This is a genomic window from Methanothermobacter sp. CaT2 (assembly GCF_000828575.1).
In the GTDB taxonomy this organism is placed as follows: Archaea; Methanobacteriota; Methanobacteria; order Methanobacteriales; family Methanothermobacteraceae; genus Methanothermobacter.
The window spans coordinates 1,324,031-1,340,984 of record NZ_AP011952.1 but is presented as its reverse complement, the minus strand read 5'-3'; the positions used below and the strand labels follow the sequence as shown (position 1 = coordinate 1,340,984).

The window sequence follows — 16,954 nt, the reverse complement described above, 5'->3', positions numbered from 1 at the left end:
CATTATTATAAGGTTTGGCAGTCAATAGTTAAGGTGATGAACCATAACCGAGAATAAAGTCAATCTCAGGTGATGAACCATCACCCGGTCCTCTACGGACGTTCTAATCTGAGGGTGATGTATGGATTTAAGCCTTCAATCAGGATCAGTCGCCTGATTTATTTGATAATGATCACTGGGGGTTCTGTTTGAAAAGAAAGGATATAGTGAAGCTTTCAAGGAGGGACTTTGAAAGGGCATGGCTTGAAAGTGGGAAGAGTCTAAGGAAACCCCACCATGACATGCAGTATCCACGCCTCCGATTCGAAACCGGAAAATCGCACGTACTCTATGATACCATCTGGATGATAAGGGAGGCCTACCTGCGCCTCGGATTCAGTGAAATGGTGAACCCTCTCCTCATAGATGAGGAGCACATATACCGCCAGTTCGGGCCCGAGGCCCCTGCAGTCCTGGACAGGTGCTTCTACCTCGGGGGTCTCCCAAGACCCGATATCGGACTCGGGGCCGGTAGGATCCAGATGATAGAGGATATGGGCATAGATGTGTCTGATGAGAAGCTAGAAAACCTGAAGGAGGTCTTCAGGTCATACAAGAAGGGGGATCTTTCAGGGGACGACCTCGTCCTCGAGGTATCCAATGCCCTTGAAGTTGAGAGCCACGATGGTCTGAGGGTCCTTGAAAGGGTCTTCCCTGAGATAAGGGACCTCAAACCCGTTTCAGGGAGAACCACCCTCAGGTCCCACATGACATCAGGATGGTTCATATCACTCCAGAACATCCACGACAGGTACAGGATGCCACTAAAGCTTTTCTCCATCGACCGCTGCTTCCGGAGGGAGCAGAAGGAGGACTCCAGTCATCTGATGACCTATCACTCCGCCTCCTGTGTGGTGGTGGACCATGAGGTCCCCCTTGATGTGGGGAAGGCCGTTGCAGAGGGGCTCCTCGAGCACCTGGGATTTTCAAGGTTCAGGTTCCGCCCGGATGAGAAGAAGTCCAAGTACTACATACCCGGCACCCAGACAGAGGTCTACGCCTACCACCCCCTCCTTAAGGAGTGGGTTGAGGTGGCAACATTCGGCCTCTATTCACCGATAGCCCTCTCCATGTACGGGATAGACCAGGAGGTCATGAACCTCGGGGTGGGGGTTGAAAGGGTTGCCATGATCCTCAACCAGGCAAGCGACGTGCGTGAAATGGTCTACCCCCAGATATACGGTGAATGGCGACTGTCTGACAGGGACATCGCCGAGATGCTCAGGATAAACCTCCACCCTGTAACCTCAGATGGCCGTATGCTCATGGATAGGATAGTCAAAACCTGGAGGGCCCATGCAGACGCCCCGTCCCCCTGCAGCTTCGAGGTCTACAGTGGGGAATTCCTTGGGCGGAGGATAGAGGTGAGTGCCCTTGAGGTGGAGGAGAACACGCGGCTGCTGGGACCCGCAGTATGGAACACCGTTTACATACATGATGGGAACATCCTGGGTGTGCCACCTGGAACCGAGCTCGACAGCGAACTCATTACCAGGGCCAGAAAGGAGGGCCTGAACACCGGTATAACATACATGGAGGCCCTTGCAGCCGAGGCAGCCTACCGCATAGAGGAGATGGTTGTAAGTGGCGCCGAGGAGGTTGAGGTGAGGAGCACAATAGCAAGATCCCTCTCTGACCTGAACCTCACCCTTGAGGACACCGCCATGAGGTACATAACCGGTAAAAACCGGGAGATCGACCTGAGGGGACCGCTGTTCTCAACAATAAGGTGCAGGTTAAGGGGGTGAACCTCTGATTATCAGAGGAAAGGTGAAATCAGGTTTCGGTGAGGGGGCCTACTTCATAACCCGTAGCGTATACCGGGACCAGTTCAGGGAGAAACTGGGCTTCGATCCCTTCCCCGGCACCCTCAACATAGAGGTCGGTGACTCTGAAATTGTGGAGAGGATAAGGGAGGGGGCCCCTGTGATACAGGGAGGCGGCGGCTTTGGTGATGTCCTCTACGTTAAGGCCCTGCTCAACGGGGTGGTTGAGGGGGCCATACTCTTCCCCCTTAAGACCCATCACCGGCCGGGGTGTCTTGAATTTGTGGCCCCTGTGAACCTCAGAAAAACCCTTAAATTAAGGGATGGAGATACCGTTAGCCTGGATATAGACACCAGTGAAATTCAGGAATAACAGACATCAGGCTGGAATGAATAGATAATAGCTCAGCATAGCCGCCGATTAAATCTCAGGATAAAAGATACATCAGGATTATCAATGGAGATTGTGATTATGATTCAGGAAGCCCTTAAAGCACTTAGAAGGGGAGAAATAGTCCTTGTATTTGATGCAGATAACCGTGAAAGAGAAACAGACATGATCGTTGCTGCTGAGAAGATAAAACCGGAGCATATAAGGATCATGAGGAACGACGCCGGGGGACTCATATGTGTGCCTGTCTCCTGGGAAAACTCAGAGAAGCTTGGAATACCCTACATGACCGATATAATGGAGGAGGCGTCAGGGAGGTACCCGGTCCTGGGAAAACTATCCCCCCATGACATACCCTACGATGAGAAGTCCGCCTTCTCCATAACCGTGAATCACAGGAAGACCTTCACCGGTATAACCGACAATGACCGTGCCCTCACCATAGGGGAACTTGCAGGGATCTGCAGGGATGATAGACATGAGAGCTTCGGCGACCTCTTCAGGTCCCCAGGTCATGTCACCCTCCTCCGGGCCGCTGATGGCCATGTACTAAGGAGGGGGGGTCACACCGAGATGAGCATAGCCCTCATGGAGATGGCCGGACTTACCGGTGTTGCTGTCTGCTGTGAGATGATGGATGACAGGACAGGTAACTCGCTTTCAACAGAGGACGCCATGAAATACGCAAAGGAACATGACCTTATTTTCATGAGCGGTGCAGACCTTATTGAATCATACATGGAGTTCAGATCATAGAGGTGTTCATAATGGAGAGGCTGAAGATAGGGATCAATGGACTTGATGATACCATAGGCGGTTTCCCCATGGGGAGATCCGTTCTGATAACAGGGGAGCCCGGGTGTGGTAAGACCATCTTCGGGCTGCGGTTTGCCATAAGCAGCTGCATGGAGGGTTACAACACCGTCTACATAACAGCAGAGGAGGATGCCAATGACCTCCACATACAGGCAAACTCCTTCGGCTGGAACACCCAGGAGCTGGAGGAGAAGGGGCTCCTCAACTTCATAGAACTTACAGGTATAAGGGCAAGGATAACCGAGGCAGAGCTAAGCATGGACATGGACCCCATGAAGGGCAACTTCACCAAGATAATACATGACATACCCCCTGAGGCCGAGGTGGTTGTCATAGACAGTCTGGGTGGCTACACAGCCAAACTCACAGCCTATGAATTCAGGAACCAGTTTGATCTCCTCGTATATGAGCTCAAACAGAGGGGTATAACATCCGTCATAATACTGGACAGTGCAACCTCCAAGGAGTTCAATGAACTTGCTCTCTTCTCGGTATACGGCGCCATAAAACTTGGTAGAAGGGAAAAACCCCTACACCGGTCGCAGGGAGCGAATAATGGACATAGTCAAGATGAGAAGCACCAAAACACCCCTCCAGTTCCTCACATATGAGATCGGTGGCGAGGAGGGTATAACCATAACTGAGGGTGAGGAGATCCCTGAAGAGGATATGGGAATCTAAAACCTGACCTGATGGTTTAATTCCCGGAAATAGGGGATTCAGGCCCTGATGGCTGGGATCCCAAAGACGGGGATTCAGGGACTGAATACCTTTTTGATTTCTTCAGGGCCCATGTAACCCCTGAATTCTGGTTTTTTTGCGAAGCTGATGAGGGTATCAACATCAAGGTGCTCCTCCACGGTCTCCATGGCCTTCAGGCAGAAGTCCTCAAGTTTTATCTCAACCTCGGGTGTGCCGCCCCTCTCACTCATCTCTACCCTCGGGATGGCGAGGTACCTTCCGCCTGATGCCCTCTCAAATATATCCATATCATAGACCCTGTTGAGTATCCCGCAGAAGACCTCAAGGCCCAGTCCCTCAAGTACCGATATGTGGGCGTCAAGATCAACCACCGCAGACTCTATACCCCCCTTGCTGCAACCTGCCACCATGATCACAGGGATACCTGCTGCCAAGGCAATCTCAGCCCCGGAGTAGGGTGTTATATCGTTCAGGAGCCCTGTGAGGATGCTCATAACGCCCTCGATGAGTATTATGTCGTACCTTCCCCTCACAGATTCAAGGACATCCCTGAGCTCCATCCAGCCCAGGCGCCCTATCCTTATGGATGAGTGCTCCTCCATGGGCTCCTTTATGAGGTAGAGGGCCGGGACTATGTCCCTGACATCGGGTCCCACCTTGATAACGCCCACCCTGAGGCCCCTCCTCCTCAGGGCGCCTGCAAGGCCCGTTAATATGAATGTTTTGCCGGAGTCTGAACCCGTGGATGCTATCATTATGGCTGGTGGGGTGCCCCTCGTCCCGCCCCTATCCATAACACGTATCCCCGTTGATATCCCGAGCTCAGATCTCAGAGCTTCCCGCAGTTTCCTGTTGGCTTCAAGTATCCTCTCCCTTGCAGTTTCATCCGCATCAAGGAATTTGAGGATGTTACTGACAAGGGCCTGGTTCTCATCGAGGCATCCATGGACCATGGTCCCTGCCACGTTACCATCATCACTGCAGACCCCTGATAGGATCTCCCCTGGCCTTTCATGATAGTCTGCCCTGACTATGCGGGACCTCATTATCTCAGGTGCATCACCCCGTATCTCACCGTAGGTGTGGCAGTGGAATCCAGTTATCCTCTCACCTGACATCCCTGAGGTCAGGAAGGACTCGCCGGTTATGGTGGTCTCCACCCTGTCGTTGCTTATCATGGGGTGGAATGTTACGTTGAGGAGCCCGAGGCCCTCCCTGTAAACAGGGCATGGCGATTTTCTCCCTATATCTGTCCTCTCTGCCAGGGCCTGGAATCCTGAGCATATACCCAGGACAAATTTTCCGTCCGATGCCATCCTTCTTATCTCAAATGCAAGTTCAGGTGAAAGGCTTCCTGACTCAACGATACTTCCCCCCGGTATTATGATCCCGTCCAGGACCCTGTGGGCCCTTGAACCGTTTACAAGACCATTGCTTCCAACTATATCGGTGGGGAGAAATCCGAAGTTCTCAAAGGCAGGGACCGATCCCCTGATACAGACGAGTCCAATCCTCATGGGGGACACTCTCTTACAGTGACGCAATCTCCCTCATGGCTGATAAGATCATGCCATCGTCTCCTGGCTTTGCCTGGAGCTGCAGGCCAACAGGGACTCCGCCCACATCCCCTGCCGGTATGCTTGCAGCGGGTATACCTGCCAGGTTAGCTATGACCGTGAGGACATCGTAGGCGTACATCTCCATTGGTTCAAGCTCCTCACCCAGTGTGTGGGGTAGCTTTGGAACCGTTGGCCCCGCTATCATGTCAACATTGCTGAGAAGCCCTGTTATCTCCCTCCTTATGAGGGATCTTGCCTGGAGGGCCCTCTTGTAGTATTTTCCAGATAGTTCCTTCTGGCTGATGTAGGAACCCATATGTATCCTCCGGAGGACCTCCGGACCGCAGACATCCTCTATCCTGTGGCCGTACTTTCTGCCGTCATACTTCCTGGTGGCTGAAAAGAATTCAACGTAGTTTATGAGGTAGTAGGTGGGGAGACAGAGGTCTATGTATCCAAATTCCAGTTCAACTATCTCGGCGCCCTCATCCTCCATGGCTCCGAGTTTCCCCTGAATAACCTCGTCTATTGCCTCATCTGTGACCTCAAGGAACTCCCTCACAACACCGACCCTGAGGCCCTTCAGTTCCCTCTCCACCTCAAGGTCCGGTGAACTGTCCAGGGTTGTGGGGTCTGCCGGGTCATAACCTGAGATGACATCCAGTGCAAGTGAGATCCCGGATACATCTGCTGCCAGAGGTCCTATCTGGTCAAAGCTCATGGCGAGGTCCAGGAGGCCCTGTCTGGATACTGCCCCGTAGGTTGGTTTGAAGCCCATTACACCGCAGTGCGATGCTGGATTCCTTATTGAACCCCCTGTATCTGATCCCAGTGCCAGGTCACACATGCCAGCAGCCACTGCAGCAGCACTCCCACCACTTGAACCTCCCGGGATCCTCCCAGGGGCTGCTGGATTGTCTGTTGGACCGAAGAATGATGTCTCGGTTGAACTCCCGGCAGCGAATTCATCCATGTTGGTCATGCCGATTATTATACCGTCTTCTTCCTTTATGCGCCTTATAACAGTTGCGTCGTAGCTTCCAGTGTAATTTTCGAGGGTCTTTGAAGCTGCTGATATGTTGAAGTCCTCCACGTTGATGTTGCTTTTAACTCCTATCACCAGGCCCGCCAGTTTCCCTGTCTCCTTGCCGGAGGCTATCCTGGCGTCTATCTCCTCAGCCCTCTTAATCGCCTCTTCACCCCTAACCTCCAGGAAGGCGTTGATGTCATCGTTTTTTGCCTCAATCCTCTTAAGGAATTTTTCAAGATTTTCTGATGCGGTCAGGCCATGATTCTTAATCATATCAACCTTATCAACAGTTTCCATCTTTAACACCCTTATATTTCAAGTTGAAGTGAGATATAAGTCTGATCAACCTTAATAGCTGCCATGACTGCCCTGAGGGTGGAGTTTCCGGTCCATGGACCGCCGGGACAGCCATGACAGTACTCATCCGTGGTTTTAATTTCATTTCCAACACTAATAAATGTGAGATGTTCAATATTTAAAGATTGGTAGATTGACCCTGATTGTTATTAAATGGGGACGGTGGATGCATGGAAAAAACAGTTGTGCTAACCAGGAGTGATGTTGAAGGCCTTCTTAACATGGACGACTGCCTGAAGGCGGTTGAGGGTGCCTTTGTCCAGGAGGCCCTTGGGAGGGTTCAGATGCCCCCTAAGATGTACCTGTTCTTCAGGAGATACAATGGAGACCTCCGTGTCATGCCATCCTACCTCGAGGAGCTTGAGATGGCCGGTGTTAAGTGCGTCAATGTGCACCCCTCAAACCCGGATAGACATTCCCTGCCAACGGTAATGGCTGTCATAGAGCTTGTGGACCCTGAAACAGGGTTTCCCATTGCACTCATGGATGGAACCCATATAACCGATATGAGAACGGGTGCCGCTGGCGGTGTATCGGTGAAGTACCTTGCATCCAGGGACGCGTCAATGCTCGGGATAATCGGCGCCGGAAGGCAGGCCTGGACCCAGCTCATGGCAATCAGCAGGGTGGCGGATCTTGAGGAGGTCAGCGTCTACTGCAGGACACCGTCAACGCGTGAAAAATTTGCATTAAGGGCTTCAAGGGAATATGAAGTCCCCGTGATGGCCGCTACAGAGCCAAGGGAGGCTGTTGAGGGTATGGACATCGTTGTAACCGTCACTCCATCAAGGAGTCCTGTGGTCATGGCAGACTGGGTGTCGCCGGGTACGCACATATGTGCCATGGGTGCAGACGCCCCAGGGAAGCAGGAACTGGACCCTCTGATACTAAAAAATGCCCGTGTATTCTATGACAGCCTGGAGCAAGCAACCCACAGCGGAGAAATAAACGTGCCCATCACCGAGGGGATCCTCGGGGTGGATGACCTCCAGGGAAGCCTGAGGGATGTTATGACAGGCAAGATTGAGGGTAGAACTTCACCCGCTGATGTGACCGTATTTGATTCGACTGGCCTCTCCATTCAGGATATAACCACAGCATGGATGGTCTATGAGAGGGCCGTTGCCGATGAAGTGGGTCTGGAGGTGGATCTTCAGGGATGACTGGAGGCACCCCACCGCCGATAATCATCACAGATGACTGGAAGGATCCTTATACTATGAGTGATAGATAATTGATATGGAGCTGATAGCATGTACCCCACCAGGACGTATATGAATGAACTCCTCACAAGGATGGACCATGTCTTCGAGAGGATGAGGATAGTTAGCCGGACAAGGTCCCTTAAAAGGGATGAAATCGAAGAGATAGACCACCACCTCTCAGAGATAATGAGGATACTGAACAGATACAACTGAAGCCGTGGAATCATGATCAGTATCCTGCTATTCACCCTGACATCATTTCTGATTGGACTATCCGGGGCCATGGCCCCCGGACCCCTCCTTACCGTGACTGTTTCAGATTCCATCAGGAGGGGATTCAGGGCCGGACCCCTCCTTGTGGCCGGCCATGTCCTCGGAGAGGCTCTCCTTGTTACTCTGATACTGATGGGCCTGGGTTATATCCTCAGATCAGGCCCTGCTCCAGCCATCCTCGGGACTGCAGGTGGAGCAGTCCTCATATGGATGGGAATCCTTGGTTTCAGGGATTCTGAAGACACTGAAAATATCCCTGAGGGGGGGTCAATCCTTCGGGGGGCCATCATAAGCTTTGCGAACCCATACTTCTTCCTGTGGTGGGGTGCGGTGGGCGCTGCCCTGATGTACAGGGGACTGGAGCTTGCAGGCGTCCTTGGACTCCTGGCATTCCTCGCAGGTCACTGGTCATCTGACCTCACATGGTACAGTCTCGTATCATTCCTCTCATCAAGAAAATCCTTCAGAATGGATGGAAGACCTTACAAAATTGTTATGATGGTTTTAAGTCTATTCCTGATTCTTTTTGGAGTCTACTTCTTAATTGAAAGCCTGAAGACCATTTCAGGGTATTCCTAGGATGTTTATGGGTCTCGCTTACAGGTGCCACTCTATCCTCTCAAAATCTTAATACCATAAAAAACCATATATTGGTCCGATGAAGGCCGTTGTTTTTACCTTTCAAAATCTTAATACCATAAAAAAACATATATTGGTCCGATGAAGGCCGTTGTTTTTGATAATTCAGGGACACTCATAAGGAGGTACAGAGCCCTCAAGGATCTTAAAACCGGTAAGATATGTGACAGCATGAACTCACTTGATGTTGTTGATTACCGGGACCGTAGAGCACTCGTGGTACTTCAGACGGACCCATCCACCTGTATAGTGAATGCCAGGCCCCACCAGACAATCTACGAATTCATAGAGAGGAACCATATAAGGTTCAATATAAGCTACGCCAACACCGCAGTTGATCCCGGTGAAATCCTTGAGGTCCTAAGGGATGACCCGGCCACCGTGGGGGACATACAGGATACCATAGATGCTGTTGCAGGGAAGAACTACAACATACAGATATGCAGCGGTTCAGGTTTCATCGTCAACATGGACCGGGGGAGGGTGGATTTCACCATAACAGCAGGAGGAAAGCTCTTCCCGGAGGTCCCCCATGTTATCGGTGAACTCATGGACAGGAAAATCGACATATACATTGCATCGGGGGACAGGAAGGGGTCCCTCATGGAACTTGCAAAGCTCCTGGGAATCCCCACTGAAAACGTATTTGACACTGCAGACACCGAGAGGAAGGCAAGGATAATACGTGAACTCCGGGGGAGGTACAGCAAGGTCGTTATGGTGGGTAATGGCATCAACGACATCCTTGCACTTAGGGAGGCCGATATAGGGGTTCTTACACTCCAGCAGAGGGAGCATGTCCCCCAGAGGCTTATAGAAGCCGCTGATTATGTAATAGAGAATATAGGAGAGCTGCTGGATATAGATATCTGAGGTTAAAACCTGTAAGGGGGGTGTTTATGGCTGAGCTGAGCATAATCCAGGTGAACGACACCCACGGATACATTAAAAGCCATCCCGAACTTTTCTGGGAGGGCCGTGAAATCGTATATGAGACCCTTGGTGGTTACCAGCACATAGCTGGACTCGTTGATAAAATACGCAAAGAGAGGCCCGCTCTACTTCTTGACTGCGGGGATACCATCCACGGCACATACCATGCCGTGAAGAGTCGGGGCGCTGCAATGATCCCCCTGCTGAATGAGATGGGATTCGAGGGCATGACAGCTCACTGGGAGTTTGCCTACGGACCTGAAAGGTTCATTGAACTCTCAAAGAAGCTCAATTACCCTGTACTTGCCATAAACTGCTACCGTGAGGGTACCGAACGGCTGGTATTCCAGCCCTATGAAATCCTTGATGTTGGGGAACTGCAGGTGGGTATCATAGGGATAGCATCAAACATCGTAGATAAGGTCATGCCACCCCACTTCAGTGAGGGCCTTGAATTCACCCTTGGCCTTGAGGAGCTCCCCGGATGGATCGATATCCTCAGGAATGAGGAGAGGGTGGATCTCACCGTTGTGATATCACACCTCGGCTTTCCACAGGAGGTTCAGCTGGCATCTGATGTTGAGGGCATCGATGTGCTGCTGAGCGCACACACCCACAACAGACTCGAGAGGCCCCACATCGTTGGAGATACCATAATCATACAGTCAGGCTGTCATGGCTCCTTCATCGGGCGCCTTGACCTGGAGGTGGATGATGGTGTCAGGGGATTCAGCCATGAACTCATGAAGGTGAGGGGTCCCTCAGATCCTGATGTTGAGGAGATGGTGCTCAGGATAACTGAGACCGACAGTGACCACCTCGAAACAGTCGTGGGCTCCACCAGGACCCACCTTAACAGGTACACCATACTGGAGTCAACCATGGATAACCTCCTCCTAAAGGCCGTGATGGATACAGGGGACTTTGACCTTGCATTCTCCAATGGGTGGCGTTACGGTGCCCCTGTGCCGCCAGGAGATATCAGAATTGAGGATCTCTGGAACATTATACCTGTAAATCCTCCTTTATCCCGGGTGAGGTTAACAGGCAGGGAAATATGGGATATGATGGAGGAAAACATTGAACTCGTATTCTCAAGGAACCCCTACAATCAGATGGGGGGCTACCTCAAGAGGTGCCTCGGACTTGAGATGTACTTCAAGATCGAGAACCCTCCAGGTGCAAGGATACAGAAGATATTTGTAAATGGCAGACCCCTTGACCCGTCAGGGACCTACAGTGCCGTCTACGTCACATCCCAGGGAGTCCCCTCCAGGTACGGTGAGGACCATGAGGAGACCGATCTGAGGGCCATTGATGTGCTTGAAGAATACATCGCGAGAAACAGCCCGGTGGACGCCGGCCTTGAGGGGAGGATAACACCCGTGTAGCGGAGGTGGTGTCATGGTGGATTACCGTGTGGTCTTCCACATAGATGAGGATGATGAGTCAAGGGTTCTGCTCCTCATCTCCAATGTCAGGAACCTAATGGCTGATCTCGAATCCGTCAGAATAGAGGTTGTGGCTTACTCCATGGGAGTTAATGTCCTCAGAAGGGATTCTGAGTACTCAGGGGACGTATCTGAACTCACAGGTCAGGGTGTCAGGTTCTGTGCATGCTCAAACACCCTCAGGGCATCTGGTATGGATGGGGATGACCTCCTGGAGGGAGTCGATGTTGTATCATCCGGTGTGGGTCATATTGTAAGAAGACAGACAGAGGGATGGGCCTATATAAGGCCCTGAATCATTGCATTTAAGTATATCAAGTGCAGAGTCCTGAAAAAGTGCCACGAAGCTAAAGGAGCCTCTTTAATATGAGAACTGCGTAGGCGGTGGAGCTGTACTCCGGTGCAATGGGTGTTAAGATGAGTGCAAGGATGGCTGCAAGAGGCATTAAAAGATTCTTCTTCAGGATTAAGCGGTATTCATTTTCTCCGATATCCATTAAACCATTCCTCTGGGTATAGATCCAGCTCATGGATAATAAAAGACCTATGGTGAGCATATTCAGGTGGAACAGGATATTGGGTGTTACAAGGTCTCCATAATTACCTGTCAGCTTTGTTGAGAATGGTACCAGGACAACGACCATGAGCCAGACGATGTTTATCCATATGAATCCCGTGTCAACCTTCTCCAGTTTCTCGAAGTGCATGTGGTTAACCCACCAGAAGACGCCGAGGAGGAGGAAACTGAGACAGTAGCTGTACAAATCAGATGCAAGGCCCATGATGTAGGCGTCCATTGCCGGAACACTCATGGTGCCGGTGGGCACATCTATGCCCAGAACAAGTATGGTCATGGCGATTGCAAATATGGCATCAACCAGACCCTCCAGTCTCTTCTTTTTCATGACAGCCACCTCAACGGACGACCTCCTCAAGGATTCTTCTGCTCCTGATTACACCATCATAGCTGTTCAGTTCTATCACACCCCTCTCTATGGATCCCAGGAGTTTAAGATCGACTGTGCCCTCCCCGAGGGGCAGGTGCTGGTCCCTCTTCCCGTTATTGTCACTGATGTGATAGTGGGCTGTTCTTTTGATCTCCAGGAAATCCTGGAGACGCCCTGTAGTGTTGGCATGTCCTATGTCAACCGTTGCGTAGGAGCCACATTTTTCAACAAATCTCTCATGTTCTGCAGGGTTATTGCAGAGGTAGGAGAATCTTCCGGGCATGTTTTCGACTGAGAATTTTATGGACAGATCCTCTGCGTATTCAACGCATTCACCAAGTGTTTCAAGTGCGAACTGGAGTGCAGCACTCCTTATCCTGTCCTCCCTCCGGTGGACCACTCCAGGGTGGGTTGTGACTGTTGTTGCACCTATCCTTGATGCAAGTTCAATTGTCTCGACCATCTGCCTCCCTGTCTCCTCCCTTATACCCCGGTTCATGCTTGCAGGGTTCAGGTCTATGGTGGGTGCGTGGATAAGGACCTCGAGGTCGAAGGACTCGAAGACTTCCAAGGAATCCCCGTCCTGAAGTAGCCTTCTTGGCCAGTAGGGTCCCTCACAGAGGAGCTCTACAAGTTCAAAACCGTCATCCTCTGCTTTCTGAAGGATGTTTTCCAGTGGCTCCATGAAAAGCGCCAGGGTTGAAAAACCAAGTCTCATATCAGATCCCGGTAGATCTTCTATTTATCGGGGCTTATGAGTCTTTCCATTTGATTGCAGTACCCACAAGTTACCCGCGCAGTTTCACGGGATACCGCCAGATTCCCTCCCCATCATCACCGGTTAAAGGACGCCTCATCAATATATCACAAACTTTATATATCATGAACATTTTATTATGGCAAATAGATATATCGTAAAACTGATATATTGTGTGTATGAAAACATCAGTTTCTCTGGAGATGACTCTATGTGCGCAGAAGAAGGTCCCCTCACCGGTGAGGGGGGTGAATTCGATGAAAAGATAATAAAAAGCTTCATGAGAGGATTTGGAAAGACAATGATCCTCTGGATGATAAGCAAGGAAAAAATACATGGCTACGAGATAATGCGACGCCTTGAAAGATTCTACTCATTCAAGGGCATGCACTGCAAGAACATAAAACCGCCCGGACCCAGCGTAATCTACCCGGTACTCCATGACCTCGAAAGGAAGGGACTGATAGAGGGCAGCTGGGAGATGCACGGTGAGAAAAGAGTGAAATACTATGAGATAACCCCTCTCGGTGAGAAGACGATAGAGAGGATCCGGCAGATAATGAGGGACCATGTATCAAAGATATGGGAAGACTTCTGGAATGACATGTTCCCCGCTGAAAGGGAGGATGAAACATGAAATATGCGATAGAAACCTTCGATCTCACAAAGGTCTACGGGGACTTCAAGGCGGTGGACAGCCTGAACATGAAGATAGAGAAGAACTCCATCTTTGGTTTCCTGGGGCCCAACGGGGCCGGGAAGACAACAACCATAAAGATGCTCACATGTCTCATCCCGCCAAGCTCAGGGACCGCCAGGGTTGCAGGTTATGATATACTCAAAAACCCCGATGAGGTCCGGCAGCAGATAGGCATGGTTCCCCAGAAGGTAAGCCTATACGAGGACCTCACAGCAAGGGAAAACGTGGAGATGTGCGCAGACTTCTATGGCATGCCCGAGGATCTGAAGGAATCAAGGATAGAGGAGCTCATGGAACTTGTGGACATAAAATACGCTGCAGACAAGCCAGTCGGGCAGATGTCAGGTGGCCAGCAGCAGAAGGTGTCACTGGTTGCAAGCCTCATACATCAACCAGACATCCTCTTCCTGGACGAACCAACAATCGGCCTGGACCCGACAACCAAGCGGGTGCTCTGGGACCTCATAGACGAACTGAACAGCAGCGGTCACACCATCATACTCTGCTCCCACGACATGTACGAGGTGGAACTCCTCTGTGACTACGTGGGGATAATAAATCAGGGCGTTCTTGCCGCCTTTGACACTCCACAGGGGCTCAAGGACACAGTGATAAAGGAGGAGGAATCCCTCAGAGCAAAGGAGATCGGTGGGATACTGGACAGGATCGACAAGGAGACGCCTGAATCCGAGAGAAGGGCCATCCAGGAGATCAAGAAATCAGAGAGGATATGTGCCGGTAAGGAGATAAGCATGCTCATTGTGAACCTCACAGATGATCTACTATCTGAACTGGAAGCCCTACCGGTTACACTGGACGTTAAGAAGCACCATACAGGAAGGATAATCCTTGAACTCGATGAAACATGCGAAACTGCCGTTAATGATGTTCTGGCGGCTGTTATAAGGAACAACGCCAGGATAACCTCAATTTCAACAAAGGACCCCTCACTCGAGGACGTATTTATGAAGGTTACAGGGAGGTAACCGTTATGGAAATGAAAAAGGTTATGTGGATGCTTAAGAAGGACCTGATAGTCCTCTGGAGGCACAAACCGCGCCTCATATCCATCATACTGTTCCCCATACTGATGATAACCCTCTTCGGTTATGGTATGGGCGGTACCCTTGAGAATATACCCGTGGTTATAGTGGAACAGAGCAGCGGTCCGGTGACAGACCAGACCGTTGATGCCATGAGGAACATGAGCCTCTATGATATAAAGGATATCCTGAAGGACCCGGAGATCGCCAGGGATATGGTGGACGCCGGGGAGGTCAAGGCAGCCATAATACTGCCACCTAACTATGATAACCTCACATCATCGGAGCCCACCGTGGTCATGTACCTTGACTCCTCGGATCAGCTGGCAAGCCAGGCCCTTGTACCGGCAACACAGGCCCTCTTCAGCAAGCTATCCGGGCAGCTTGCTGTGGAGAGGATGCAGGGCACATCCATGAATGCACAGAATTCAACTCCAAGTTCAGGTTTCCAGAGCATGGTCAGCACCATAAACCTCCAGATTGACAGAATCTACGGGGACGTCAAGTACATGGACTTCCTTGTGCCCGCCATACTGGCCATGACCATAATGTTCTCCTGCATGTTTGGAATGGGTCAGTCCATTGCGGGTGAACGGGAAAGGGGAGAGCTTGCAAGGCTCTTCATGACCCCCACAAGTGTAGCCACAGTTGTGGGAGGTAAGATAATCTCAAAGCTTGTGATAGAAAGTGGAAGGGCCCTTCTCCTGCTCTTCATTGCAATTCTTCTCTTCGGTATCAAGATAAATGGTAGCATGCTCCTGACGGTCCTGCTACTGATACTGACGGCCCTCTGCTTTGTCGGCTTTGGTATAATGATATCAGCCAGGGTGGGGACCCAGGAGGACTACATGCAGATGGTCATGCCCTTCGCCATGCCCATGATGTTCGTATCAGGGGTGTTCTACCCCATTGAGACCATGCCCTGGATATTCCAGAAGATAGCCTACGTAGTCCCCCTCACCTATGCCAACAATGCCCTCCGGGCAGTCATGCTAAAGGGCGCCGGTGCTGGGGACATAATGGTTAACCTCCTTGTGCTTGGTGGATTCACCCTCCTGTTCTTTGCGATGGGTGTTACCCGTTTCAACAGGGACATTTAATGTAATTAGTTTAATGTGGTGATAGAAATGATGAGAAAAGGTTTAATCGCGGCACTCATAATCCTTGGGATGATCCTCAGTCCTGTATCAGCAGCTGACTGGCCGGTATTCCATGGAGACGAACAGCACACAGGTTATGCAAAGGAGCCAAGCGACTTCTCTGCAAAGACATGGTACCTCTCCATTGGGGGTATAAAGTCATCCCCGGCCATATTCAACAAGGTGGCCTACATAGGATCCCTTGATGGGAGGCTCTATGCAGTGAACCTTGAGACCGGGTCCGTGGTCTGGAGCTACAAAACAGAGGGTGCCATCGTCTCATCGCCGGTGGTTGTAAATGGGACCGTATTTGTGGGTTCCTGGGATGGATACCTCTATGCAATAGACACAGACACCGGAGACCTTGAATGGAAATTCAAAACAGGTAACAGGATAGAATCATCACCTGCAGTGAGCGGGGACACCGTCTATATTGGATCTGATGACTGCAGGGTATACGCTGTGGACAGAGACGATGGCTCCAAGAAGTGGGAGTTCTACACCGGGGACGCCGTTAAATCATCACCCCTCCCTGTGAATGGCACCTTATATGTGGGTTCATTCAATGGTAAGGTATACGCCCTCTCAGAATCCGACGGGAACGAAGTATGGAGTTACACGTCAGGGGACGCCATAAGATCCTCACCAGCCTTCTGGAATGGGACAGTCTATGTGGGGTCAGATGACGGGAACATCTACGCCCTATCAGAGTCAGATGGGAATGTGATCTGGAAGTACAGCCTCGGCGACCGTGTATATTCCTCCCCATCAGTTGACACAGAGGAGAACAGTGTCTTCATTGGATGCGATGACGGGAACATCACATCCCTGGACACCAGGACCGGTGCCCTGAAATGGTCATTCCATACCGGTGCCCCTGTACGTTCAACACCGGCTCTCTTTGAGAACATGATAGCGGTGGGATCAGATGACGGGACACTCTACATCCTCAACAAGTACAGTGGCAGGGAGGAGTGGAGCTACTCCCCAGGCTACTACCTCTTCAGCTCACCTGTGAGTTCCTCTCCAGTGGTCTACGGCAAGACAGTCTACTTTGCAACCGAAAACGGATACATATACGCCCTTGACTCCAAGAAGAAGGAGGCTCCTACCTCAGTATTCGCCTACTACATCATTGCAGTGATCCTTGTAATCGCCGGAGCTGTTATCGGACTCAGGAAGGTTGCAGGAAGAAGATAAAATACCC

Annotated in this window: 19 protein-coding genes; 15 read left to right on the top strand and 4 right to left on the bottom strand. The window is 51.0% G+C overall.

Features of this window, described 5'->3' with window-relative positions:
* The first annotated feature begins 188 nt into the window (after positions 1-188).
* The 5 genes from sepS to MTCT_RS09600 all read left to right on the top strand — a co-directional run bounded on the left by sepS (position 189) and on the right by MTCT_RS09600 (position 3,693).
* Positions 189-1,787 (top strand): O-phosphoserine--tRNA ligase, encoded by a 1,599-nt coding sequence (gene sepS, locus MTCT_RS06965; RefSeq protein ID WP_048176018.1) that lies wholly within the window; start codon positions 189-191, stop codon positions 1,785-1,787.
* A 22-nt stretch (positions 1,788-1,809) separates the two neighbouring features.
* Positions 1,810-2,178, top strand: coding sequence for a DUF120 domain-containing protein (locus MTCT_RS06960; RefSeq protein ID WP_052457401.1), 369 nt, complete (start codon positions 1,810-1,812; stop codon positions 2,176-2,178).
* Between the two features lie 84 nt (positions 2,179-2,262).
* Positions 2,263-2,952, top strand: a complete 690-nt coding sequence (gene ribB / locus MTCT_RS06955; protein ID WP_084126282.1) for a 3,4-dihydroxy-2-butanone-4-phosphate synthase — start codon at positions 2,263-2,265, stop codon at positions 2,950-2,952.
* Positions 2,953-2,963: 11 nt separating this feature from the next.
* On the top strand, positions 2,964-3,623 hold the full coding sequence (locus tag MTCT_RS06950) for an ATPase domain-containing protein (protein ID WP_369798260.1): 660 nt from the start codon (positions 2,964-2,966) through the stop codon (positions 3,621-3,623).
* Positions 3,568-3,693, top strand: a complete 126-nt coding sequence (locus MTCT_RS09600; RefSeq protein WP_369798259.1) for a hypothetical protein — start codon at positions 3,568-3,570, stop codon at positions 3,691-3,693. Before MTCT_RS06950 ends, MTCT_RS09600 begins: the two co-directional genes overlap by 56 nt.
* A 74-nt stretch (positions 3,694-3,767) precedes the next feature.
* On the opposite strand, the gene MTCT_RS06945 is transcribed toward MTCT_RS09600, so the two are convergent.
* Positions 3,768-5,231 (bottom strand): AAA family ATPase, encoded by a 1,464-nt coding sequence (locus tag MTCT_RS06945; RefSeq protein WP_048176015.1) that lies wholly within the window; start codon positions 5,229-5,231, stop codon positions 3,768-3,770.
* A 13-nt stretch (positions 5,232-5,244) separates the two neighbouring features.
* The gene (gatA, locus tag MTCT_RS06940; protein ID WP_048176014.1) at positions 5,245-6,600 is read right to left on the bottom strand and encodes an Asp-tRNA(Asn)/Glu-tRNA(Gln) amidotransferase subunit GatA; all 1,356 of its coding nucleotides are present in this window, start codon (positions 6,598-6,600) and stop codon (positions 5,245-5,247) included.
* 230 nt (positions 6,601-6,830) lie between these two features.
* Here gatA and ala point away from each other — a divergent pair, with 230 nt between their 5' ends.
* The 6 genes from ala to MTCT_RS06915 all read left to right on the top strand — a co-directional run bounded on the left by ala (position 6,831) and on the right by MTCT_RS06915 (position 11,456).
* Positions 6,831-7,823, top strand: coding sequence for an alanine dehydrogenase (ala, locus tag MTCT_RS06935; protein WP_048176011.1), 993 nt, complete (start codon positions 6,831-6,833; stop codon positions 7,821-7,823).
* Between the two features lie 90 nt (positions 7,824-7,913).
* Positions 7,914-8,078: a hypothetical protein gene (locus MTCT_RS09420; RefSeq protein WP_173402638.1), complete on the top strand. Its 165-nt coding sequence runs from the start codon at positions 7,914-7,916 to the stop codon at positions 8,076-8,078.
* A 12-nt stretch (positions 8,079-8,090) separates the two neighbouring features.
* Entirely contained in the window at positions 8,091-8,717 is a 627-nt protein-coding gene (locus tag MTCT_RS06930; RefSeq protein WP_048176010.1) for a LysE family translocator, read from the top strand.
* Positions 8,718-8,858: 141 nt separating this feature from the next.
* Positions 8,859-9,650, top strand: coding sequence for an HAD family hydrolase (locus MTCT_RS06925; RefSeq protein WP_010877103.1), 792 nt, complete (start codon positions 8,859-8,861; stop codon positions 9,648-9,650).
* A 26-nt stretch (positions 9,651-9,676) separates the two neighbouring features.
* Complete coding sequence (locus MTCT_RS06920; protein ID WP_048176009.1) at positions 9,677-11,101, top strand: bifunctional UDP-sugar hydrolase/5'-nucleotidase; 1,425 nt, start codon at positions 9,677-9,679, stop codon at positions 11,099-11,101.
* Positions 11,102-11,114: 13 nt separating this feature from the next.
* Positions 11,115-11,456, top strand: coding sequence for a DsrE family protein (locus tag MTCT_RS06915; RefSeq protein ID WP_010877101.1), 342 nt, complete (start codon positions 11,115-11,117; stop codon positions 11,454-11,456).
* A 52-nt stretch (positions 11,457-11,508) separates the two neighbouring features.
* On the opposite strand, the gene MTCT_RS06910 is transcribed toward MTCT_RS06915, so the two are convergent.
* Positions 11,509-12,066: a TMEM175 family protein gene (locus MTCT_RS06910; RefSeq protein WP_143485785.1), complete on the bottom strand. Its 558-nt coding sequence runs from the start codon at positions 12,064-12,066 to the stop codon at positions 11,509-11,511.
* A 10-nt stretch (positions 12,067-12,076) separates the two neighbouring features.
* Complete coding sequence (locus MTCT_RS06905; RefSeq protein WP_048176008.1) at positions 12,077-12,826, bottom strand: sugar phosphate isomerase/epimerase; 750 nt, start codon at positions 12,824-12,826, stop codon at positions 12,077-12,079.
* A gap of 250 nt (positions 12,827-13,076) precedes the next feature.
* Here MTCT_RS06905 and MTCT_RS06900 point away from each other — a divergent pair, with 250 nt between their 5' ends.
* Genes MTCT_RS06900 through MTCT_RS06885 form a run of 4 tightly spaced genes read left to right on the top strand, consistent with a single transcriptional unit; the run spans position 13,077 to position 16,947 of the window.
* Positions 13,077-13,502 (top strand): PadR family transcriptional regulator, encoded by a 426-nt coding sequence (locus MTCT_RS06900; protein ID WP_143485784.1) that lies wholly within the window; start codon positions 13,077-13,079, stop codon positions 13,500-13,502.
* A complete protein-coding gene (locus MTCT_RS06895) occupies positions 13,499-14,551 on the top strand; it encodes a DrrA-related ABC transporter ATP-binding protein (protein ID WP_010877097.1) in 1,053 nt (350 codons plus the stop codon). The genes MTCT_RS06900 and MTCT_RS06895 overlap by 4 nt, the downstream gene beginning before the upstream one ends.
* Positions 14,552-14,556: 5 nt before the next feature.
* A complete protein-coding gene (locus MTCT_RS06890) occupies positions 14,557-15,708 on the top strand; it encodes an ABC transporter permease (protein ID WP_010877096.1) in 1,152 nt (383 codons plus the stop codon).
* Between the two features lie 27 nt (positions 15,709-15,735).
* The gene (locus MTCT_RS06885) at positions 15,736-16,947 is read left to right on the top strand and encodes a PQQ-binding-like beta-propeller repeat protein (protein ID WP_231855279.1); all 1,212 of its coding nucleotides are present in this window, start codon (positions 15,736-15,738) and stop codon (positions 16,945-16,947) included.
* Positions 16,948-16,954: the final 7 nt, after the last annotated feature.

Excerpts from the sequence above, each read along its gene's own strand:
- ribB (WP_084126282.1), top strand. The coding sequence starts at position 2,263 with ATGGAGATTGTGATTATGATTCAGGAAGCCCTTAAAGCACTTAGAAGG.
- MTCT_RS06950 (WP_369798260.1), top strand. The coding sequence starts at position 2,964 with ATGGAGAGGCTGAAGATAGGGATCAATGGACTTGATGATACCATAGGC.
- MTCT_RS09600 (WP_369798259.1), top strand. The coding sequence starts at position 3,568 with ATGGACATAGTCAAGATGAGAAGCACCAAAACACCCCTCCAGTTCCTC.
- MTCT_RS06945 (WP_048176015.1), bottom strand. The coding sequence starts at position 5,231 with ATGAGGATTGGACTCGTCTGTATCAGGGGATCGGTCCCTGCCTTTGAG.
- gatA (WP_048176014.1), bottom strand. The coding sequence starts at position 6,600 with ATGGAAACTGTTGATAAGGTTGATATGATTAAGAATCATGGCCTGACC.
- ala (WP_048176011.1), top strand. The coding sequence starts at position 6,831 with ATGGAAAAAACAGTTGTGCTAACCAGGAGTGATGTTGAAGGCCTTCTT.
- MTCT_RS09420 (WP_173402638.1), top strand. The coding sequence starts at position 7,914 with ATGTACCCCACCAGGACGTATATGAATGAACTCCTCACAAGGATGGAC.
- MTCT_RS06930 (WP_048176010.1), top strand. The coding sequence starts at position 8,091 with ATGATCAGTATCCTGCTATTCACCCTGACATCATTTCTGATTGGACTA.
- MTCT_RS06925 (WP_010877103.1), top strand. The coding sequence starts at position 8,859 with ATGAAGGCCGTTGTTTTTGATAATTCAGGGACACTCATAAGGAGGTAC.
- MTCT_RS06920 (WP_048176009.1), top strand. The coding sequence starts at position 9,677 with ATGGCTGAGCTGAGCATAATCCAGGTGAACGACACCCACGGATACATT.
- MTCT_RS06915 (WP_010877101.1), top strand. The coding sequence starts at position 11,115 with ATGGTGGATTACCGTGTGGTCTTCCACATAGATGAGGATGATGAGTCA.
- MTCT_RS06910 (WP_143485785.1), bottom strand. The coding sequence starts at position 12,066 with ATGAAAAAGAAGAGACTGGAGGGTCTGGTTGATGCCATATTTGCAATC.
- MTCT_RS06905 (WP_048176008.1), bottom strand. The coding sequence starts at position 12,826 with ATGAGACTTGGTTTTTCAACCCTGGCGCTTTTCATGGAGCCACTGGAA.
- MTCT_RS06900 (WP_143485784.1), top strand. The coding sequence starts at position 13,077 with ATGTGCGCAGAAGAAGGTCCCCTCACCGGTGAGGGGGGTGAATTCGAT.
- MTCT_RS06895 (WP_010877097.1), top strand. The coding sequence starts at position 13,499 with ATGAAATATGCGATAGAAACCTTCGATCTCACAAAGGTCTACGGGGAC.
- MTCT_RS06890 (WP_010877096.1), top strand. The coding sequence starts at position 14,557 with ATGGAAATGAAAAAGGTTATGTGGATGCTTAAGAAGGACCTGATAGTC.
- MTCT_RS06885 (WP_231855279.1), top strand. The coding sequence starts at position 15,736 with ATGATGAGAAAAGGTTTAATCGCGGCACTCATAATCCTTGGGATGATC.